At 40.9% G+C, this 17,707-nt stretch carries 15 protein-coding genes and 1 tRNA gene; 7 read left to right on the top strand and 9 right to left on the bottom strand.

What is annotated here, in order from left to right:
* The first annotated feature begins 22 nt into the window (after nucleotides 1-22).
* From leuC to ACT3QN_RS01015, 5 genes are all read left to right on the top strand, one after another.
* Nucleotides 23-1,441 carry a 3-isopropylmalate dehydratase large subunit gene (leuC, locus tag ACT3QN_RS01035; protein ID WP_444526826.1) on the top strand — a complete coding sequence of 473 codons (1,419 nt, stop codon included), beginning with the start codon at nucleotides 23-25 and terminating at the stop codon, nucleotides 1,439-1,441.
* A gap of 142 nt (nucleotides 1,442-1,583) precedes the next feature.
* Nucleotides 1,584-2,234, top strand: a complete 651-nt coding sequence (gene leuD, locus ACT3QN_RS01030) for a 3-isopropylmalate dehydratase small subunit (RefSeq protein WP_444521902.1) — start codon at nucleotides 1,584-1,586, stop codon at nucleotides 2,232-2,234.
* 138 nt (nucleotides 2,235-2,372) lie between these two features.
* Entirely contained in the window at nucleotides 2,373-3,092 is a 720-nt protein-coding gene (locus ACT3QN_RS01025) for a hypothetical protein (protein ID WP_444521903.1), read from the top strand.
* 62 nt (nucleotides 3,093-3,154) lie between these two features.
* Entirely contained in the window at nucleotides 3,155-4,258 is a 1,104-nt protein-coding gene (gene leuB / locus ACT3QN_RS01020; RefSeq protein WP_444521904.1) for a 3-isopropylmalate dehydrogenase, read from the top strand.
* Between the two features lie 296 nt (nucleotides 4,259-4,554).
* Nucleotides 4,555-5,832 carry a L,D-transpeptidase family protein gene (locus tag ACT3QN_RS01015; protein ID WP_444521905.1) on the top strand — a complete coding sequence of 426 codons (1,278 nt, stop codon included), beginning with the start codon at nucleotides 4,555-4,557 and terminating at the stop codon, nucleotides 5,830-5,832.
* A 262-nt stretch (nucleotides 5,833-6,094) separates the two neighbouring features.
* Here ACT3QN_RS01015 and infA read toward each other — a convergent pair whose 3' ends face one another.
* The 7 genes from infA to dinB all read right to left on the bottom strand — a co-directional run bounded on the left by infA (nucleotide 6,095) and on the right by dinB (nucleotide 14,584).
* Nucleotides 6,095-6,316 (bottom strand): translation initiation factor IF-1, encoded by a 222-nt coding sequence (gene infA / locus ACT3QN_RS01010; RefSeq protein WP_021814850.1) that lies wholly within the window; start codon nucleotides 6,314-6,316, stop codon nucleotides 6,095-6,097.
* A 121-nt stretch (nucleotides 6,317-6,437) separates the two neighbouring features.
* The gene (gene truA / locus ACT3QN_RS01005) at nucleotides 6,438-7,277 is read right to left on the bottom strand and encodes a tRNA pseudouridine(38-40) synthase TruA (RefSeq protein WP_444521906.1); all 840 of its coding nucleotides are present in this window, start codon (nucleotides 7,275-7,277) and stop codon (nucleotides 6,438-6,440) included.
* Between the two features lie 32 nt (nucleotides 7,278-7,309).
* Nucleotides 7,310-8,410 (bottom strand): asparaginase, encoded by a 1,101-nt coding sequence (locus ACT3QN_RS01000; protein WP_444521907.1) that lies wholly within the window; start codon nucleotides 8,408-8,410, stop codon nucleotides 7,310-7,312.
* 164 nt (nucleotides 8,411-8,574) lie between these two features.
* The gene (locus ACT3QN_RS00995) at nucleotides 8,575-10,209 is read right to left on the bottom strand and encodes a FimV/HubP family polar landmark protein (RefSeq protein ID WP_444521908.1); all 1,635 of its coding nucleotides are present in this window, start codon (nucleotides 10,207-10,209) and stop codon (nucleotides 8,575-8,577) included.
* 51 nt (nucleotides 10,210-10,260) lie between these two features.
* On the bottom strand, nucleotides 10,261-12,018 hold the full coding sequence (locus ACT3QN_RS00990; RefSeq protein WP_444521909.1) for a FimV/HubP-related protein: 1,758 nt from the start codon (nucleotides 12,016-12,018) through the stop codon (nucleotides 10,261-10,263).
* 110 nt (nucleotides 12,019-12,128) lie between these two features.
* The gene (gene queA / locus ACT3QN_RS00985) at nucleotides 12,129-13,331 is read right to left on the bottom strand and encodes a tRNA preQ1(34) S-adenosylmethionine ribosyltransferase-isomerase QueA (RefSeq protein ID WP_444521910.1); all 1,203 of its coding nucleotides are present in this window, start codon (nucleotides 13,329-13,331) and stop codon (nucleotides 12,129-12,131) included.
* A 167-nt stretch (nucleotides 13,332-13,498) separates the two neighbouring features.
* On the bottom strand, nucleotides 13,499-14,584 hold the full coding sequence (dinB, locus tag ACT3QN_RS00980; RefSeq protein ID WP_444521911.1) for a DNA polymerase IV: 1,086 nt from the start codon (nucleotides 14,582-14,584) through the stop codon (nucleotides 13,499-13,501).
* Nucleotides 14,585-15,088: 504 nt separating this feature from the next.
* On the opposite strand from dinB, the gene ACT3QN_RS00975 reads away from it, so the two are divergent.
* The gene (locus tag ACT3QN_RS00975; RefSeq protein WP_444521912.1) at nucleotides 15,089-15,334 is read left to right on the top strand and encodes a hypothetical protein; all 246 of its coding nucleotides are present in this window, start codon (nucleotides 15,089-15,091) and stop codon (nucleotides 15,332-15,334) included.
* Between the two features lie 79 nt (nucleotides 15,335-15,413).
* Here ACT3QN_RS00975 and ACT3QN_RS00970 read toward each other — a convergent pair.
* Nucleotides 15,414-15,500, bottom strand: a tRNA-Leu gene (locus tag ACT3QN_RS00970).
* Between the two features lie 155 nt (nucleotides 15,501-15,655).
* Entirely contained in the window at nucleotides 15,656-16,429 is a 774-nt protein-coding gene (locus ACT3QN_RS00965; protein ID WP_444521913.1) for a ferredoxin--NADP reductase, read from the bottom strand.
* A gap of 408 nt (nucleotides 16,430-16,837) precedes the next feature.
* On the opposite strand from ACT3QN_RS00965, the gene tsaA reads away from it, so the two are divergent.
* Nucleotides 16,838-17,683: a tRNA (N6-threonylcarbamoyladenosine(37)-N6)-methyltransferase TrmO gene (tsaA, locus tag ACT3QN_RS00960; RefSeq protein WP_444521914.1), complete on the top strand. Its 846-nt coding sequence runs from the start codon at nucleotides 16,838-16,840 to the stop codon at nucleotides 17,681-17,683.
* Nucleotides 17,684-17,707: the final 24 nt, after the last annotated feature.

The following is a 17,707-nucleotide window of genomic DNA, read 5'->3' as shown; positions in this document are numbered from 1 at the left end:
GTAACCTATAAAGGATAGCAACATGGCTGGTCAAACGTTATATGACAAACTTTGGAACGCTCACGAAGTCACTAAGCGTGACGATGGTTCGAGCCTGATTTATATCGACCGCCACCTGTTGCACGAAGTGACGAGCCCACAAGCATTTGAAGGGTTGGAGTTGGCAAATAGAGCGCCATGGCGCTTATCGGCTAACATTGCCAGTCCAGATCATAATGTGCCAACCGTCACTAAAGAGCGCCTAGAAGGTGTGCCCGGGATTAAAGATAAGGTGTCACGCTTGCAGGTTGTCACGTTGGACGATAACTGTACCAAGTTTGACATTGCTGAATTTACTATCAATGATGCGCGTCAAGGAATTTTGCACGTGGTCGGTCCTGAGCAAGGTTTGGTCTTGCCAGGTATGACGGTCGTTTGCGGTGACTCGCATACCGCAACTCACGGAGCACTTGGTTGTTTGGCTCATGGCATTGGAACCTCTGAAGTTGAGCATGTATTGGCAACGCAGTGCTTGATTCAAAAGAAATCAAAAAATATGCAGATCCGTGTTACGGGTCAACTTGGTGCTGGCGTCACTTCAAAAGATGTAGTGTTAGCTATTATTGCAAAGATCGGTACAGCAGGCGGAACAGGACACGCGATTGAATTTGCAGGTCAAGTATTTGAAGACATGAGCATGGAAGGTCGTATGACCGTCTGTAACATGGCGATTGAAGCAGGCGCGCGTGTCGGTATGGTTGCGGTCGATGACACGACGATTGATTATGTCAAAGGTCGTCCATATGCGCCAAGCGAAGCACAATGGGAACAAGCGGAAGCCTACTGGCGTACATTGCGCTCAGATGATGACGCGGTATTTGATACTGTAGTAGAAATCGACGGTAGTCAGATTGCACCGCAAGTATCTTGGGGTACATCACCTGAGATGGTCGTAGATATCACGCAATCTGTACCGACACCGAACCAAGCCATTGATGAGGCCCAAGAAGAGGGCTGGCTACGTGCTTATACTTATATGGGATTAGAAGCTGGTCAGAAAATTACGGATATCCAACTGGATCGCGTATTTATCGGTTCATGTACTAACTCACGTATCGAAGACTTACGTGACGCAGCAGCGGTCATCAAAGGTCGTAAAGTTGCTAATAATGTAAAAGAAGCGATCGTTGTTGCAGGTTCAGGACAGGTGAAGTTGCAAGCAGAGGCTGAAGGTTTGGATACGCTGTTTACTGAAGCTGGCTTTGAATGGCGTGAGCCGGGTTGTTCAATGTGTCTTGCGATGAATGCGGACAAACTTGAGCCGCAAGAGCACTGTGCATCCACATCTAACCGTAATTTTGAAGGTCGTCAGGGTAATGGTGGTCGTACGCATTTGGTCAGCCCAGCAATGGCAGCCGCAGCAGCGCTGGCAGGCCATTTTGTGGATGTTCGTACGTTTTAAGACTGATAGTGAGTAGCAGACATCATGCTTATATGAACCGCAAATATATAACAATGGTGTCAAAGATAGTAAAGGCTTATTTATTGTCTACTCAGCTCATCAGTATTATCAGCCAGCAAAAATATAATTGATAGGAAATTTTATGCAAGCTTATAACACCCAAACAGGTATTGTTTGCCCACTTGACCGTGCAAACGTTGATACCGACCAGATTATCGCAAAACAGTTTTTGAAGTCTATCAAACGTACAGGTTTTGGCGTGAATCTATTTGATGATTGGCGCTATCTTGACGAAGGTTATCCTGGTCAAGACAACAGCACACGAGTCATCAATCCAGATTTCGTATTGAATAAGCCTCGTTATCAAGGTGCTACCATCCTGCTAGCGCGCAGAAACTTTGGTTGCGGCTCTAGTCGTGAGCATGCACCTTGGGCGCTATCAGAGTATGGATTCCGTACGGTAATTGCTCCAAGTTTTGCAGATATCTTCTACAATAATTGCTTTAAAAATGGCATGTTGCCGATCGTATTGGATGAAGCGATTGTAGATACGTTAATGAAGGCAACTTTTGATAACGAAGGCTATGAGTTGACCGCAGACCTTGAGCGTCAAGTCGTTATCACACCAACTGGTGAAGAGTATGCCTTTGAAGTAGACGCTTTTCGTAAGCACTGTTTGTTAAATGGACTTGATGACATTGGTCTAACTTTGCAGCAAAGTGATGCTATCAAAGATTATGAACAAGAAATGATGCAAAAAACACCGTGGATATTTAATGACGTACGAGCGTAGTGAATAACTTCCTAACCTACTACTCATAAAACTGTGATGTAGTCGCAATGTAGCGTTGAGTTATGGCGGTGAACTGTCTAAAATGAAAGTTAGTTTTTCACTACATTTTATTATCTCTCTTGAATAGTAGCCGCCATTATGAATACAAAAAATTATGCTCTATGGACAAGCACAATTGTTGCTGCAAGCTTATTACTGTCAGGCTGCCAGCTATTGACGGGCTATCAAAAAATAGACGAGGCAGAGAGTGCCGAAGCGTGGGTTGGTAAAATTAAACCTATGGCTGGTGAAGTAAATATTGCGTGTGTGGGTACATATCATTGTGAAATTGTGCAGATAGATAAAACACTCATTATGGCGCCTAATAGTCATGAGCCAATCAATCCCCAGATTGTCACAGCTCTACCACGCCAAGAAGGCACAGCAAAAATCCCAATGAATATGGATATGACACCACTCGTCAATAAGAATGCCATAAAAATTGTGCCGTTAGCAGCTTCGAGTATGCCAGGCTTGACCAATTATTATGCACGGGTTATGCCTGCAAAACGTGAAGTACATGTTAATTTTTATCCAGAAAACAACATGGGTTACGTTGAGCGTTTTGCGATGATTCATGATTTTACGGAAGCTGGTACTTATCAGTTACGTGCTTATCAAAAAAAGAATAGTGAAAAATCAGGTAGTTTGTTGGACACAGCATCACCTGAACCTTTATGTGTTGAGCTATTGCAGGATACCAAAGTACAGCGCCGATTCTGTAAGAAGCTAGATGCTGAACATCAAGGTGAATTTGTAGAGACTGGTATGACCAAAGCAGCAACATCAGTACTCAAAGCCAAAAGAACTGCAATATAAAATATGAGCATGAACTGCTTAAAAATATAACCAACGAATAAAAGTATTTCAAAGGGATTAGTATGGCAACAATTTTAACATTAGCGGGTGATGGTATCGGCCCTGAAATTATGACCCAAGCCATTGACGTGCTCAATGTTGTTAATGATAAGTTTTCACTTGATTTAACGCTTGAGTCTGGATTGATTGGTGGTGTGGCTATTGATGCAACTGGTGAGCCTTTACCGGATGAAACATTGGACCGTGCCCGTGCCTCAGATGCCGTATTGCTAGGCGCAGTCGGTGGTCCTAAGTGGGATGCGATTGAGCGTAGTAAACGCCCTGAGCGTGGTCTATTGAAAATCCGCGGTGAACTTGGTTTGTTTGCCAATCTACGCGTAGCCAAGCTTTATCCACAGTTGGCCAACGCTTCAAGTATCAAACCTGAAATTATCTCTGGTCTGGACCTACTGATTGTTCGCGAGCTGACAGGGGGTATCTATTTCGGTGAGCCTCGTGGTATCCGTACACTAGAAAATGGTGAGCAGCAGGGCTATAACACGATGGTGTATAGCACAAGTGAGATCCAACGTATTGGTAAGGTGGCCTTTGAGCTAGCAAAAACGCGCGCCGAAGCAGCAGGTACCGCAGCTAAAGTGTGTTCAGTTGACAAAGCCAATGTATTAGAAGTCACCGAACTGTGGAAACAGACGATGATCGAAATACAACAAGCTAATTATAGCGATGTGGCGCTATCACACATGTACGCTGACAATGCTTGTATGCAGCTGATCAAAGACCCTAAGCAATTCGATGTTATGGTCACAGGTAATATGTTTGGTGATATCTTATCTGATGAAGCCGCGATGTTGACAGGCTCTATCGGTATGTTGCCATCAGCGAGCCTCGACGAATCAGGTAAAGGTATGTACGAACCGTGCCATGGTTCAGCGCCAGACATCGCAGGACAAGACAAAGCCAATCCATTAGCGACTATCTTGTCTGTTGCGATGATGCTGCGTTATACCTTCAAACAAGAAGAGGCTGCACAAGCAATCGAGCAGGCGGTTAGTGACGTGCTCGATGATGGTTTACGTACGCTTGATATTTTAGATGCCAGTGAAGCTGGACTCAAGCAAGTAGGCTGTAAAGAAATGGGTCAAGCGGTCTTAGCTAAATTATCGTAAGTTCGCCAATATCATATAAATTTCTTTGATAGTATTCTCTATATTCTCTAAACCCATAAGTTATTAAGTAACTTATGGGTTTTTTATATTTTAGGTAGAAAGTCATATCTGACTGTAAACAAACCAGTATGTTTAGGTGCTTTATTAACAAATGATTAATAAGAATAGTCAGTTATTAACATAAAGCTGTTAGGGGGTAGTGGTGTTGCTATGGCAGTATATTGCTACAGTAAATTTTCCGATACTTTTTCGGTGCGATATTTTTTTTGATAGATAGTAATTGTTTAGGAGTTTTTATGTCTCAACTACTAAAAGTTGGTGGCGTTGTTGCTGCGATAGGAACAGCGTCACTATTATCAGTAGGTTGTAGCAGTGCCAACACTACTGAAAACAGCGTACAAACGACTGAAGATAAGTCAGCTGGCAATAGCGCAATAGATAACGGTATGGATATCAATACAGAGGCTACTACGACAGATAGCAATATGAATGTAGGTGCAGAAACTGACATGAGCGCTATGAGTACGCAGAATAGCGATAGTCCCAATACTGAGAAAACAGACAGTACGATGATGGGTAGCAATGATATAAGCCCAGTCACTAATGGTGTCAGCCAGCAAATAACAAATGATAGCAACACTGCTAACTCGTTGAATAAATTACTGCCCAAAATTAAATACAGCACAACAGCGCTATCGGAAACTGCCCAAAAAGTAAATGATGCCACATGGAAAGTCGACAGTAAAATAGATCGAAATGTCGGTACTAAAATACAAGCGTTACTAAACTGGAATCATAGTGGTGTTGGTGCAATAGATGGTTACTGGGGAAAAAATACGCGCAAAGCCATGCAAGCGTTTCAGAAGGCGCAGGGCCTGCCAGTAACAGAATCACTGGATGAAAAAACGTGGCAAGCGTTAACCAAAAACAGCACACTTACCTCACAACCAGTATTGGTTAGCTATCAGTTAACCGATGCTGACGTGAACGTCGAGACAACTCAGATTCCGGCTGGCGCAGAAGCCAAAGCTGAGTTAGAGGGGATGTATTATGAAAGCGTCCTAGAATCTTTGGGTGAAAAGTTCCATATCAGTCGTGATTATCTCAAATTACTTAATCCCGATGCCAACTTTGAAAGTGGTGAAACCATTACTGTTTACAACCCAGGAAATCCTAATACTACACCAGTAAGCCGTGTAGTTGCTGACAAAGCCACTGAAACACTCTATGCATATGATGAAAACAACAACTTGATTGCTAGCTATCCGACGACAGTAGGCAGCACAGCAACACCTTCACCAACGGGTACGCATCAGGTCAAAGTCAAAATTCATGAACCTAATTATACCTATACGGGTGACAATGGTGAAAAATCTATTATACCACCAGGCCCCAATAATCCAGTTGGTTCAGTATGGATTGGGCTAAGCAAGCCTTCCTATGGTATTCATGGTTCACCAGACCCTGAGCGTATTAGTCGTCAGGCATCGGCAGGCTGTGTTCGCCTCACCAACTGGGATGCATTGGCGCTGTTGGGTGTTATTAAGGATGGTGCTACCGTTGAGTTCACTTAATTCATAATTTAATTAATTGATAAAACGCAGACAAAAAAATACCGCTGACATTGAGCGGTATTTTTGGGTAAAGATAAACAGCGAATACTAAATAGCTAGAACTGTGACAGACAATAATGAGTAGGTTAGTATTTTCATTATTATTATCAGTTAAACCACCCAAGCGTCTATTTTAGCTATCAGCGATAACGTAACTATTCAGTCATTGGTTGTCTATTTTACCAATGTTAATACTTTCATAATCATATTGATTAGTAAGTATTTAGTTTTTGCCACGGTAGGTGATACGGCCTTTAGATAAGTCATAAGGCGTCATTTCAACTTTAACCTTATCACCTGTCAAGATACGAATATAATGCTTACGCATCTTACCAGAGATATGCGCAATGATTTCGTGCCCGTTTTCTAAACGAACTTTGAACAAAGTATTAGGAAGGGTATCAATGACTTCGCCTTCAAATTCAATAATATCGTCTTTTGCCATAATTTGTATCAATCAATTAAAAAATAAGCCCATATTATACGTAAGTTAGTGGCTTAAAGCAATACGCACCTGCTTTCGACTTGACAGTATGTAAGTGATATGTATGCTAAATTATATTGATTTATTCAGGCAAATTTAGCCAAACAGGTGTTAGTGGTGCATATGGTAATAGGCTTTGAAAACGTTCAGGATAATAAGCATTGATAAAATACAGCCCATCACCTGAAGCGGTAGGCGGTGCGATCGTTCGATCCTTTTTATGCAAAATATTCAAAAAATCTGTTGGTTCTAGCTCATGCCTACCAATAGCATACAATGTACCCATCAAATTACGCACCATATGGTGCAAAAATCCATCTGCTTGTATATCAAAAACGATAAACTGACCATGGGCAAAGAGCCTAGCATGGCTAATGGTACGTACTGGCTGATTGGATTGACAAGCTGCGGCACGGTAGCTACTAAAGTCATGCGTACCGACAATATCGGCAGCGGCCAGTTGCATTGCTGCTAAATCAAGAGGTTCATAGATATGCGTCACTTGGTGATTGAGTATCGCAGGACGCTGTGCTTGATTGAGCGTGATATAACGATAGCGACGGGCAATAGCACCGAAGCGCGCATGAAAATCAGTAGGCATGGGCTTGACCCAGCGTAGCGCAATGTCGTCAGGTAGCAAGCTGTTCACACCGCGCAACCAGTTGTGGGTAGGGCGATAGGCATGAGTGGTGAAATGAGCAATCATATTACTAGCATGGACGCTAGCGTCAGTACGACCAGCTGCGATCACTTCTACTGGTTCGTTAGCCACTTTACTGATGGCTGTTTCTAAGGCTTCTTGTACACCCAGCACTTCTCGTTGGCGTTGCCAGCCATGGTAGTGTGTGCCCAAAAACTCAATAGCAATCGCTAAAGTATGTATTGGCAATTTTTCGTGGTCGTTGGCTTTTATTTCAGACATGATGATTCACAGATTATAAAGTGAGAAGTGGTTTAGCATTTTTTGATCGTCGTACCAGTTTGAGAGATGTTGTTTAGCCAACGCTGCTTACGCCTTGCTGGACTGTCATAACGAAGTAATAGCCATAACAATCGTGCATAAATCGCAGGAATGGTTAAACGACCACCAGCAATGACATGATGACTATATTGCCAGCTACCTGCTGCGTAATTGTCACTAACACCGCCGAATGGGCATTGGCTTGCACATATCACCATATGTCCTTTTTTGTAAATCAGCTCCAATGTGTCTGCTAATGCTGCAGAATAAGGAACATTACCAGCACCAAATCCTAATAAAATAATACCAGTGGGTGGGTGTGACAATAAAGCTTGTAGCTGATTGTCTATGATAGAAACATCGTTAGGTAAGCAATATAGTGCATGAATACTTGCGTTTTCAGCACGTATCTTAATACTGGGTAGCAAGTCTTTCTGGTCGTCAAGCCAGTGTTGCCTACGAGTATCAGGTAGATTTTTTATATAACTATTGGCTGGATAAGCGGCGCGAGAATGACCAGTAAATGCCATCAGGTCATGACTGTGAATCTTTTGTACCGTTTGAGCAGGCCATGATTCGCCGCCGAAACTAATCTTCACGCCTGATTCACCAGCAGCCGCTAATTTTAATGAGTCGTTGAGATTGCCCCAAGCATCGCTGTGTTCATCGATATTATAGGAATGCAATATCTCACTGTTTAATAACGGACGCATACTTGCAGTCAGAACAATACAAATATCACTACCTGCAAAAGCCTCTGCTAAAAATGCGCCTAAATAACTCAGCGTATCTGTGCCAGTGATGAGTACAAAACGTCGATCACCTTTTGCATAAGCATTGAGTAGTAGTTGATAGAAATGCGTAAAATCGCTAGGAGTAAGTTGACTACTATCTTTAATCAGGGTGTTTTTTAACCATGAGACTTTTGGTAAATTGTTCGCATTGTCTTGATCCGACAAAAGTTTTTGTAAGGTAGGCAAAAACACTTCTGCTGATAATGGCGCTAAAGGTCTGCCGTAGCTACCCAAAGTGCCGCCAGCATAAATCAGTTGAATAGGATCGGATAGATTCTTGAGCATAACAGAAGATGGCATAGTATCAACACAGTAAACAAGTATGGAAGAAAAGAAGTGCTGGAGAGTTTGAGCAACGATGGCTAAAGAGTTTAATAATAGATAGTATTGGAGTTAAATGCAAAAAAAATCAGCAAGCACCTTGTGATTAGGAAGTACTTGCTGATGAAAGACTAGGCTATTGACTATGCAGTACGATCAAGCAATATCTGTGCTTTCTGTTTCTGTTCGTCATTACCTTGAGCTATCACTTCATTGAGTAAGCGTTTTGCACTGTCGTATTCACCCAGTTGTAGATATTGATCTGCTAGGTTTAACGTTACTTGATTACTGTCTAACGACTTCACAAAATCAAAATCTGCTGCGAAACGCGATGAGAAATCTTCTGCTGACTCAGTCTCTTGAGGTATAACAGGAGCGTCACTCTCAACTGGTGCAGCTATAGAAACTGGGGTATCAGTCGACGGAGTGTCAAATAAAGAGTCAATGTCATCAATATTAAAATCGTCATCTATCAGTGTATTGTCATCAAATCTCAGTGATGCAGCAGGTGCGATATTTGATTCTTCAACATCAGAAACCTTTATCTCATCATGAAGTAATGGTTCCTCAAGGTTGATATCTGCAAAGCTGTCTTCTTCAAGAGTGATGTTCTCAGAAGCGTTGTTCTCAAAACCAGTGTTTTCAAGAATGCAACTGTCGAAATCACTATCGTTTTCAGACGTAGATAGGTCATCATTGGAGACAGTATCGATGTCATCTGATGTATCTAGGCTGTCTAAAGATAAGGCAAAGTCATCTTCATTGCCTTGAATAGTATCAATAGAGTGTTCTTCCGAGTTGAAAGATACGTCATTAGTTGTGAGGTTTTCTTTGTCTGCATAGGCTGCTAAATCATCGAAGTCCAAGACAAAATCTTCTTCTAGTATGGTTTCCTGGCTACTATCACTATGCGAAGAATTATTATCTACTGAAGCTTCAGTCGAAGTGTTGTCGTCAAATGAACCAAAGTCAAATTCAAAGTCACTAAGATCGTCATCTTCGCTATTGTTAATATTATCGTTAACAGAGGCTTCTAAAATGTCGTTGCTTACGTCGTCTAATGGTGTGACAGAAGTCTCACTTGTCGCACTAGGTGTATCCAAACCATTCTCTAAATCGCTGATGGTTAGATCAAAGTTGTTTTCCTCATTATCAAGGCTAGTCTCAGATGAGATGGCCGAGCTTTCGATAGGTGCATTCATGACATCGTTGGTGTTTTCAACAACTGAATGACTAGACATTACATCGGTATCAATGTTACTCGTCGGCAAATCAAAGTCTATACTTTCAAAGTTAGTCGTATTTTCTACTGGTAGTTCTTGAGCCTGTGCGGCTACTGGATTTGGCTCTTCAAAATATAAGCTTTTTAGCTCATTGGCACGAACAATAGTGCTCTCATCACTATGTATTTCTATAGATTTATAAACATTATTGAAATCTTCTGGCTGATTTATTGTAGCGTATACGCTGAGTAGTTTAAGAGACAGTGCACTGTCGTGAGGTTTCTCATTTAAACCACGTTTAATGGTTTCGATCGCCTTGTCGTAGCGCTGTTGGTCCATAAAACGCTGAGCAATAGTGATATGGTCAAATTTATGGCTATTGCTGACACTAGTATGGGCAGGAGTACCATAATCTACTTTTGGCGATAGAGTAGACGCATCTTCTCTTGAATTAATAGGTGGTGGTGATTTCTGTGCCTTATTTTTACGCAAAAACAAAGCCGCCACTAATAAGATAAGCGCCAATCCAGCAATGATATATAGCATATTGTCCATAGTTATTCCTACGCCTGTGATCACAATCTAATGTATGAGTCAGTTAGGCAATTATTGATTGCGTAATTTTTCGAGACGAACTTGTAGCTCAGCTAATTTTTGATTTTGTAGTTGAATTTTTTTAGTATAGCTACTAAGAGTGCTACTCGTACTTGATAAACGTTGGGCCTGTGATGCTGTTTGCTGCCGAGATGCTTTGAGCGTCTCCAATATATCTGTATTCAAACCATTTCCTGTGTTTGATGCCGACTTTGCTTGAGTGCCATCTGCATTCCCATTTCGCCCAGGCGCAAGTACAGAAAACTGTGCTTTTGATAAGGTCTGTGTTTTAGTCGTTGTGGATTTTTTAGGGCGCTTAGCCGCTTGCGTACTTATAGAAGGTTTTTTAAAAACTCTCTGAGCGGTTTTTTGCATTGCGGCTGTATTTGCTCTGCGAATATATTGTCTTTGCGCATCGATAGCCGCTTCCAATTTTTTCTGCGATGGTATGACATCATAGCTGGGTAAAATAAGCTTAGCATCTGCTTTCAACTGATCCGCGTCTTTATTGATAAAAGCATCAGGATTCTGTGACTGAATCTGTTTCATCACGATTGAAGCATCTATGTTGTTTTCTTGTGCAATCTGTTGAGCAATAATCCATAGACTATCGTTACGCTGTACTTGGTATTGATTGACTGTTGAGTTGTCTATTGTTACGTCATTTGAAGACGTATTGTTGATAGTGCTATTAGTATTTTTCAAAGCTGCATTATTAATAGAAGCTTCCATGACGCTAGGATTACTGTTCTCAGTACTACTTGCTATAACACTAGTAGTCGGATTAGGTGTGGACAATGCGTCAACGTCTGTTTTTTTACGACTTGGCTGTATTTGTCGTGTGACCTGAATATTTAGAGTGTCGAGTGGTTTATCAATCAATACTTTATCTAAAATTGGAATGTTTTTGTTACTTATTTTAGTACTATCATTGGCAATAGCTTTTGTAGTTGCAGTGCTATTATTTGCACTCAAAGCACTGCTATCTAAACGATTCGATGAACTAAAGCTGTTGTCAGTCTTCTTTACATTACTGCTGGTGTTCTTGATATCAGAGCTGTTATTCAAGCGACCGTTATCAAGCCGACTAGGTGCGTAAGTAAGATTGCTAGTCTGCGAAGTCGCTGTTACTGTTGGTGCTTGTATGTCAGATGCTGGTCTAGAAACAGAAGGATTAACTGCTGCTATGTTTGCTAGAGCTGGCTGATTTTCAGCAGTGTTGGATACTGATATTAGTGGCGGCGGCGCACCTTTTCTTACGGTCAACGGTTTGGCTGTGCTTGCAGAAACACTAGGAAGATTGAGTTTTTGAGTAGCTTTGACAATATTTTTTGGAGTCTTATTAATCGGTAGACTATCGTTTAACGGCATTAATAATGTCTTTGGTACGACATTTTGCTGCCCACTATCATTGATCGATAAGACCAAATCAGCGAAAGGATTGGATACAGGCTTTGATGTGCTAATTAACACCTTGCCACTGGTCGCTGAAGTTGCTTGAAAACGTACCTTCATTGAGTCGGTCGGAGTCAAGCCCATCTGTTGATATATGACTGGATTGGCCAAGCTCGCTGAAAAATCAGACGCTTGTATATCAGTAACCGCGATACTTGCACTCAACGGTTCATGTTGAGCTGAGCTAACGACTGTATTACCGATAGTTGCAGCCTGCGCACTTGGAATAATAGCGGCTAAACCTACAGAATAAAGTAATGCCATCGATACCGCGCGATGTACAGGAGTCAAGCGACGAGATAAATGACAAGACATGAGCAGTCCTTTAGGGTTTTAGTTATCTTTGCTGTTATAGCAAAGTATGGTTTAGTTTACCAGTTTATTTCACAACTGTTGCGTCCAGTGCATAAGTGTTTACTTAATGTTTAACTCATTTTCTTATCAAGTAGCATGGCATCCCCATAACTAAAAAAACGATACTCTTTTTCAATGGCATGTTGATAGGCGTATTCAATCGATGTTTTTCCAGAAAAAGCTGATACCAACATCAGCAACGTCGATTTGGGTAAATGAAAGTTTGTTAGCAGACGATCAATGACACCGAATTTAAACCCTGGATAAATGAAGATGTCCGTGTCCCCTGACCAGCTAGAGAGAGCTTGTCCATTGATAGCTGTTTTTTGATAAGCCGTTTCAAGGACGCGAGTCACCGTAGTACCAATAGCGATGACTTTGTTACCATTTGCATGCGTCTGATTAATCAGTTCGGCAGTTGCTTGCGGTAGATGTGCATATTCACTGTGCATAGTATGATTAAGCAAGTTGTCTGTCTTAACTGGCGCAAAGGTACCAGCGCCAACATGTAATGTCACAAAAGCAGTATTGATGCCCTTTTCTGACAGCTTATTAAGCACCAAGTCGTCAAAGTGCAAACTTGCTGTTGGGGCAGCAACACTTGCAAGCTTGGCTGGATCATGGAATACAGTCTGATAACGGGTATTATCAGTGTCATCAGCATGACGTTCAAAGTAAGGCGGAATAGGGAGCTCGCCATAAAGTTCTAAATCAGGCAAGATTGATGTGTCAAATGCTAAAACAAACAAATTATCCTGACGACCAATCATCACACCACTCATATGGCTATCAGCCAGTTGAAAGCGCTGTCCGAGTTTCAGTGCTTTGCTGGCTTTTACATGGCAAAGTGCAATATGTTCTTGATTAACTGACTCATTATTTGAATCTTTTAAATGCAATGTTGCTATATCTAAGTCTGAGACACTAACCAAGCGCTCAATCAAGACCTCAAGTTTACCGCCGGTATCTTTTTGACCAAATAAACGTGCCTTCATCACCTTTGTATCATTAAAGACAATCAGGTCTCCAGCATCTAATAATTCAGGTAGCTCAGAAAACAAGCAGTCCTTTACAGATGTAGCCTTTGGGTCAGCTTGGTCAGGTAAATACAAAAGTTTTGAAGCAGATCGCTGTGCTAAAGGGTATCGCGCAATCAAACGGTCTGGTAGGTCATAGTCATAATCTTCCACGCTCAGATAGTCTAAGACATCGCTGTTCTCATTATTATTAATCGAGGCGCTAGATTTAGAAGATGCAGTATGCGAGTTGGTCATAGTTAGTCTTTAAATGAATAGAAATTTTGGCATAATTGTAGCAGAAATGCTGCTATAAAAGCTTTCTTTACTAAATAGTCATCGTGCACAAAATATATTTAATTTATATAAATAGCCTAAGCATAAATTATACGCTCTAACTGCTTCAGCGGCAATTTGCTTTTGACTCATTCAAATAAATTCAATTGAGGCAATGACTGGGCTGCAGATGCCAATGAAGAGAATGTGACGCCAACTAACCGAATAGGGATCTGGCGCGGAATATCTAAGAATAGCTTATCTAACCAGTAATGTGCAGATTCAGCGCTACTAAAAGCAGTAGTTAGTGTGTGCGTACGAGTAATTTGAGTAAAGTCAGCGTACTTAACCTTGAGTGTTATAGTATGAGCAATCAGATTTTTTTTGTGCAACTGTTGAAAGGCATCCGCATTCTGTTCATAGATTTGGATGCGTAGCGCCGTATCATCATCTAGGTTTTCTCTAAAAGTTGTCTCCGAGCCAACAGATTTATGCAGACGCTCAGATTGGACAGCGCGTTCATCCCGACCATGAGCGATATCATGATAAAACTGTCCACGCTTACCAAACTGTTGTACCAGTACATCAGCTGATGTACGTCGCAAATCAGCACCATTGGTTATACCCATGGTATGCAATCGTTTTGCCGTGGCTTTGCCTATCCCATGAAATCGTTCGATAGGCAGTGTACTGATAAAGGCATCAGCGTCTGTTGGCGTGATAATAGCGGTACCATTGGGTTTGTTGATGTCAGAAGCAATTTTGGCTAACATTTTGTTGAAGGAGACACCAGCAGAAGCGGTCAGTCCTGTATGTTGTAATATTTGCGCTCTTAACCAATTGGCCATTAATGTCGCTGAGCCTTTATGTACGTTGAGTCCAGTAACATCTAAATAAGCCTCATCTAGCGACAATGGCTCAACATGAGGTGTTAATCTATACATGATATTTCGAATATCTCTACTAACAGCTCGATATACTTCAAAACGTGGTCTGACAAATATGACATTTGGGCAGCGTTTGCGCGCCTCATAGCAGGACATTGCCGAGCGTACCCCAAACTGACGAACCTCATAGCTAGCCGCTGCTACAACACCGCGACCATTTGGATCTCCACCAACTACTAATGGCTGACCCTGTAATTCTGGAAAGTCACGTTGTTCTACACTGGCATAAAACGCATCCATATCTATGTGAATGATTTTGCGTGTGTTGGCTTCTGTAAGAGTGTTCATAATTCGTATTTTACATCGATCAATACTTTTATTTCAGTATCGATTATTAAATTATAAAAGAGTTTTTAGAAGATATGACTATAAAAATAGGGCAATACATGAATACTTTATATGTCATTAATAAAGTTTATGATGGGTTCAAAAATCATAAATATATAGCATCAAGATAACAATGAATTCAATATAAGTAGTATATGTTTCTTATAAGATATTCTGTAATACGCATACAATAGTTACTTAATACTTCCTATATTCCATGTCCTGGATTTATTGCCTTCCGTCGCGAATATCATTGTTCTATGTTACAGTTATAATGCTATAGTTTTATAATATATTAACTATGATAGTGAGTAGATATGAAAGTAATAAACGTCTTTCTGTAGGCGTTGTGCTTTTCCAATAGGATGTTGTTTGTAGCTCATACCAAACTTGTAGATTGAATACTGGTAAATTAATTTTTTTAAATCAGTAGTTAGAAGGTTCAAGGTAATTAAGGAGCTGATGATGAGTCATGAATTAAAAGGGAGTGATTTGACACGAGCAATGCTGGCGCGCGGCGACAAAAAAGTATGGTGTGCAGTTTGTGACGAAAGTGATGAACGAGCGATGATGAATCATTATGGTAATGATTTTACAGCTTATATTGTGTCATTTGATGGAAGATATTTTTATTGTAGTACGGGTATGCCATGGAGTTATGCGGTACCAATAAAAATAAGTGCTGTTATGCCATTTGAAGTATCTATATAAACGAGATAGTGGTTTATCAAAACAAAAATAATAAGCACAAAAAAACCTCCGATAAAGGAGGCTAGTTTGTACTAAATATTGGTACCAGTGGTCGGACTCGAACCGACACGCTTTTAAAGGCAACGGATTTTGAATCCGTCATGTCTACCAATTCCATCACACTGGCATGTTAGGTGACAATAGTTATTGACTAAATATTATCGAATTGGGCTACAGGGTTAACTCTGTATAGGCTGCGTATTATAGCAGGCTATTTTTAGTCGTCAAGAATTATTTACTATAATTTTTGATTTTCTCAAAAATCCCAATCTCTGTATCATACTAACCGACGAAAGCACGCTCAACTGCGTAATCTGCCTGCACACCCATACGAGGTGAAACCGTCAGGCCAAAGTCGTCTAGAATCGCTGAAACCTCAGCATTGAATGGCATACTGCCACAAAGCATGACGCGGTCATCGTCCTTATTCATTGGCGGTAAACCAATGTCTTCGAACAGCTTACCTGATTTCATCAAATCAGTGACACGGCCTTGGTTTTTGAACTCTTCACGTGTAACGGTTGGATAATAGATGAATTTTTCGCGATACCATTCACCAAAGATTTCATCGTTAGGCAGCTCATTTTCAAACATTTCACGATAGGCCAAATCTTTGGTATGACGTACGCCATGGACCAAAATAATTTTATCAAAACGCTCATACACTTCAGGATCACGTGCTAGTGATAAGAAAGGAGCAAGGCCAGTACCAGTAGAGAGCATATAAAGGTTTTTGCCTGGTAGTAGATCGTCCAATACTAGTGTGCCCGTTGGTTTTTTACTGACTAACAGCTCGTCACCTACTTTGATATGCTGTAATCGAGAGGTTAGTGGGCCATCTTGAACTTTAATAGAAAAGAATTCTAAATGATCTTCATAGTTAGGGCTAGCAATTGAATAAGCGCGTAGTAGTGGCTTGCCATCAACAACAAGTCCAATCATCGCAAATTCGCCATTACGAAAGCGCAAGCCATCGTCACGAGTGGTTTTGATACTAAATAGAGAATCATTCCAGTGGTGAACCTCTGTGACCGTTTCGGTGCGAAGTTTTGACATAAAGTCCTCGTCAATAAGTTGTTATTGGTTTGTTAAGTTTGAATAAGTATTAAATCAGAATTTTCAATAATAGTTTGAACATTATAAAAACGTATCAGTCTTTCAATCGTCGACGAAACTGCTATTTTTATCAAATAGTAAATGATGAACAGGCATACTAGAGCTGGTTCATTAATTTATATACAACCAACTATTAGATCTGTATCAACCATGACAATATTATGTGTCATATCGCTCAAATGTAAATGACTCTCATCAAATTCTTGCTCATAATACCAAACTTTAAAATAAAAATCCGTCTAGCAGTGATTGTCTAGCATGATAAAATGGAATATCGTTAGTGAGTAATTTTGTATCATTTGGCCAAACTGTTTTATAAAGGCAGTTCTGTATTACTGGATTTATTCTATGCTTGATGAGAAGCCGCTGTTAAATAACTACCACCAAGCTCCTGTTATCGGTTATCACCGCGCACCGCTGTCACAAAAGTTTGGTGTGCCGCGCCAACCAAATTTGGTCGCTTTGACTAGTGTCATTGAGATGTTAGCACCATATGATACGCCAGCCGCATTTGATGGTTTGGACAAGTTTAGTCATATATGGATCAGTTGGCAGTTTCATCATAATTATCGATATAAAAATAACAATGAAACCAGTACTGGCTTTCGCGCTCAAGTACGACCACCAAGATTAGGCGGTAATCAAAAGATAGGGGTGTTCGCCAGTCGTAGTATGTATCGTCCTTCAGGGTTAGGCCTATCTGTTGTTAAGCTCGAACAGATCAAAGTAGTCCAAGGTCGCGTATTACTGGTTATCAAAGGCGCTGATATGATAGATGGCACGCCAATCATTGATATCAAGCCATATGTTGCTTACAGCGATGCGTTGATAAAAGCTGAGAGCGGATTTGCATCAACTGAGCCAAAATTACTAAATGTGACCGTGACCGACGCTGCTAATGAGCAGTTTATGATTCTGATAAACAACGGCACTTATAACGATGATACAAGTATCAACGACGCAAACCCTAGATTGAGTAATGCGACAGTTGCGTCTACGATTCACCATATACAAAGTCAATTGATAGCCTCAGATATGAGCATTATTAAAGAGTTAATTGCCCAAGACCCGCGTCCAGCGTATCGTCGGACAGAGATAGCCACATCATTTATTATGCGTTATAAATCTGTTGATGTGAGTTTTCAGCTGATGGAATCAGGACAGCTACAGATAACTGCTGTGATATTAATATAACTGGCTTACATTGATATCATTTTT

Source organism: Psychrobacter sp. AOP7-C1-14, from assembly GCF_052376135.1.
Lineage (GTDB): Bacteria > Pseudomonadota > Gammaproteobacteria > Pseudomonadales > Moraxellaceae > Psychrobacter.
This window is presented reverse-complemented; position numbering and strand designations above follow the sequence as displayed.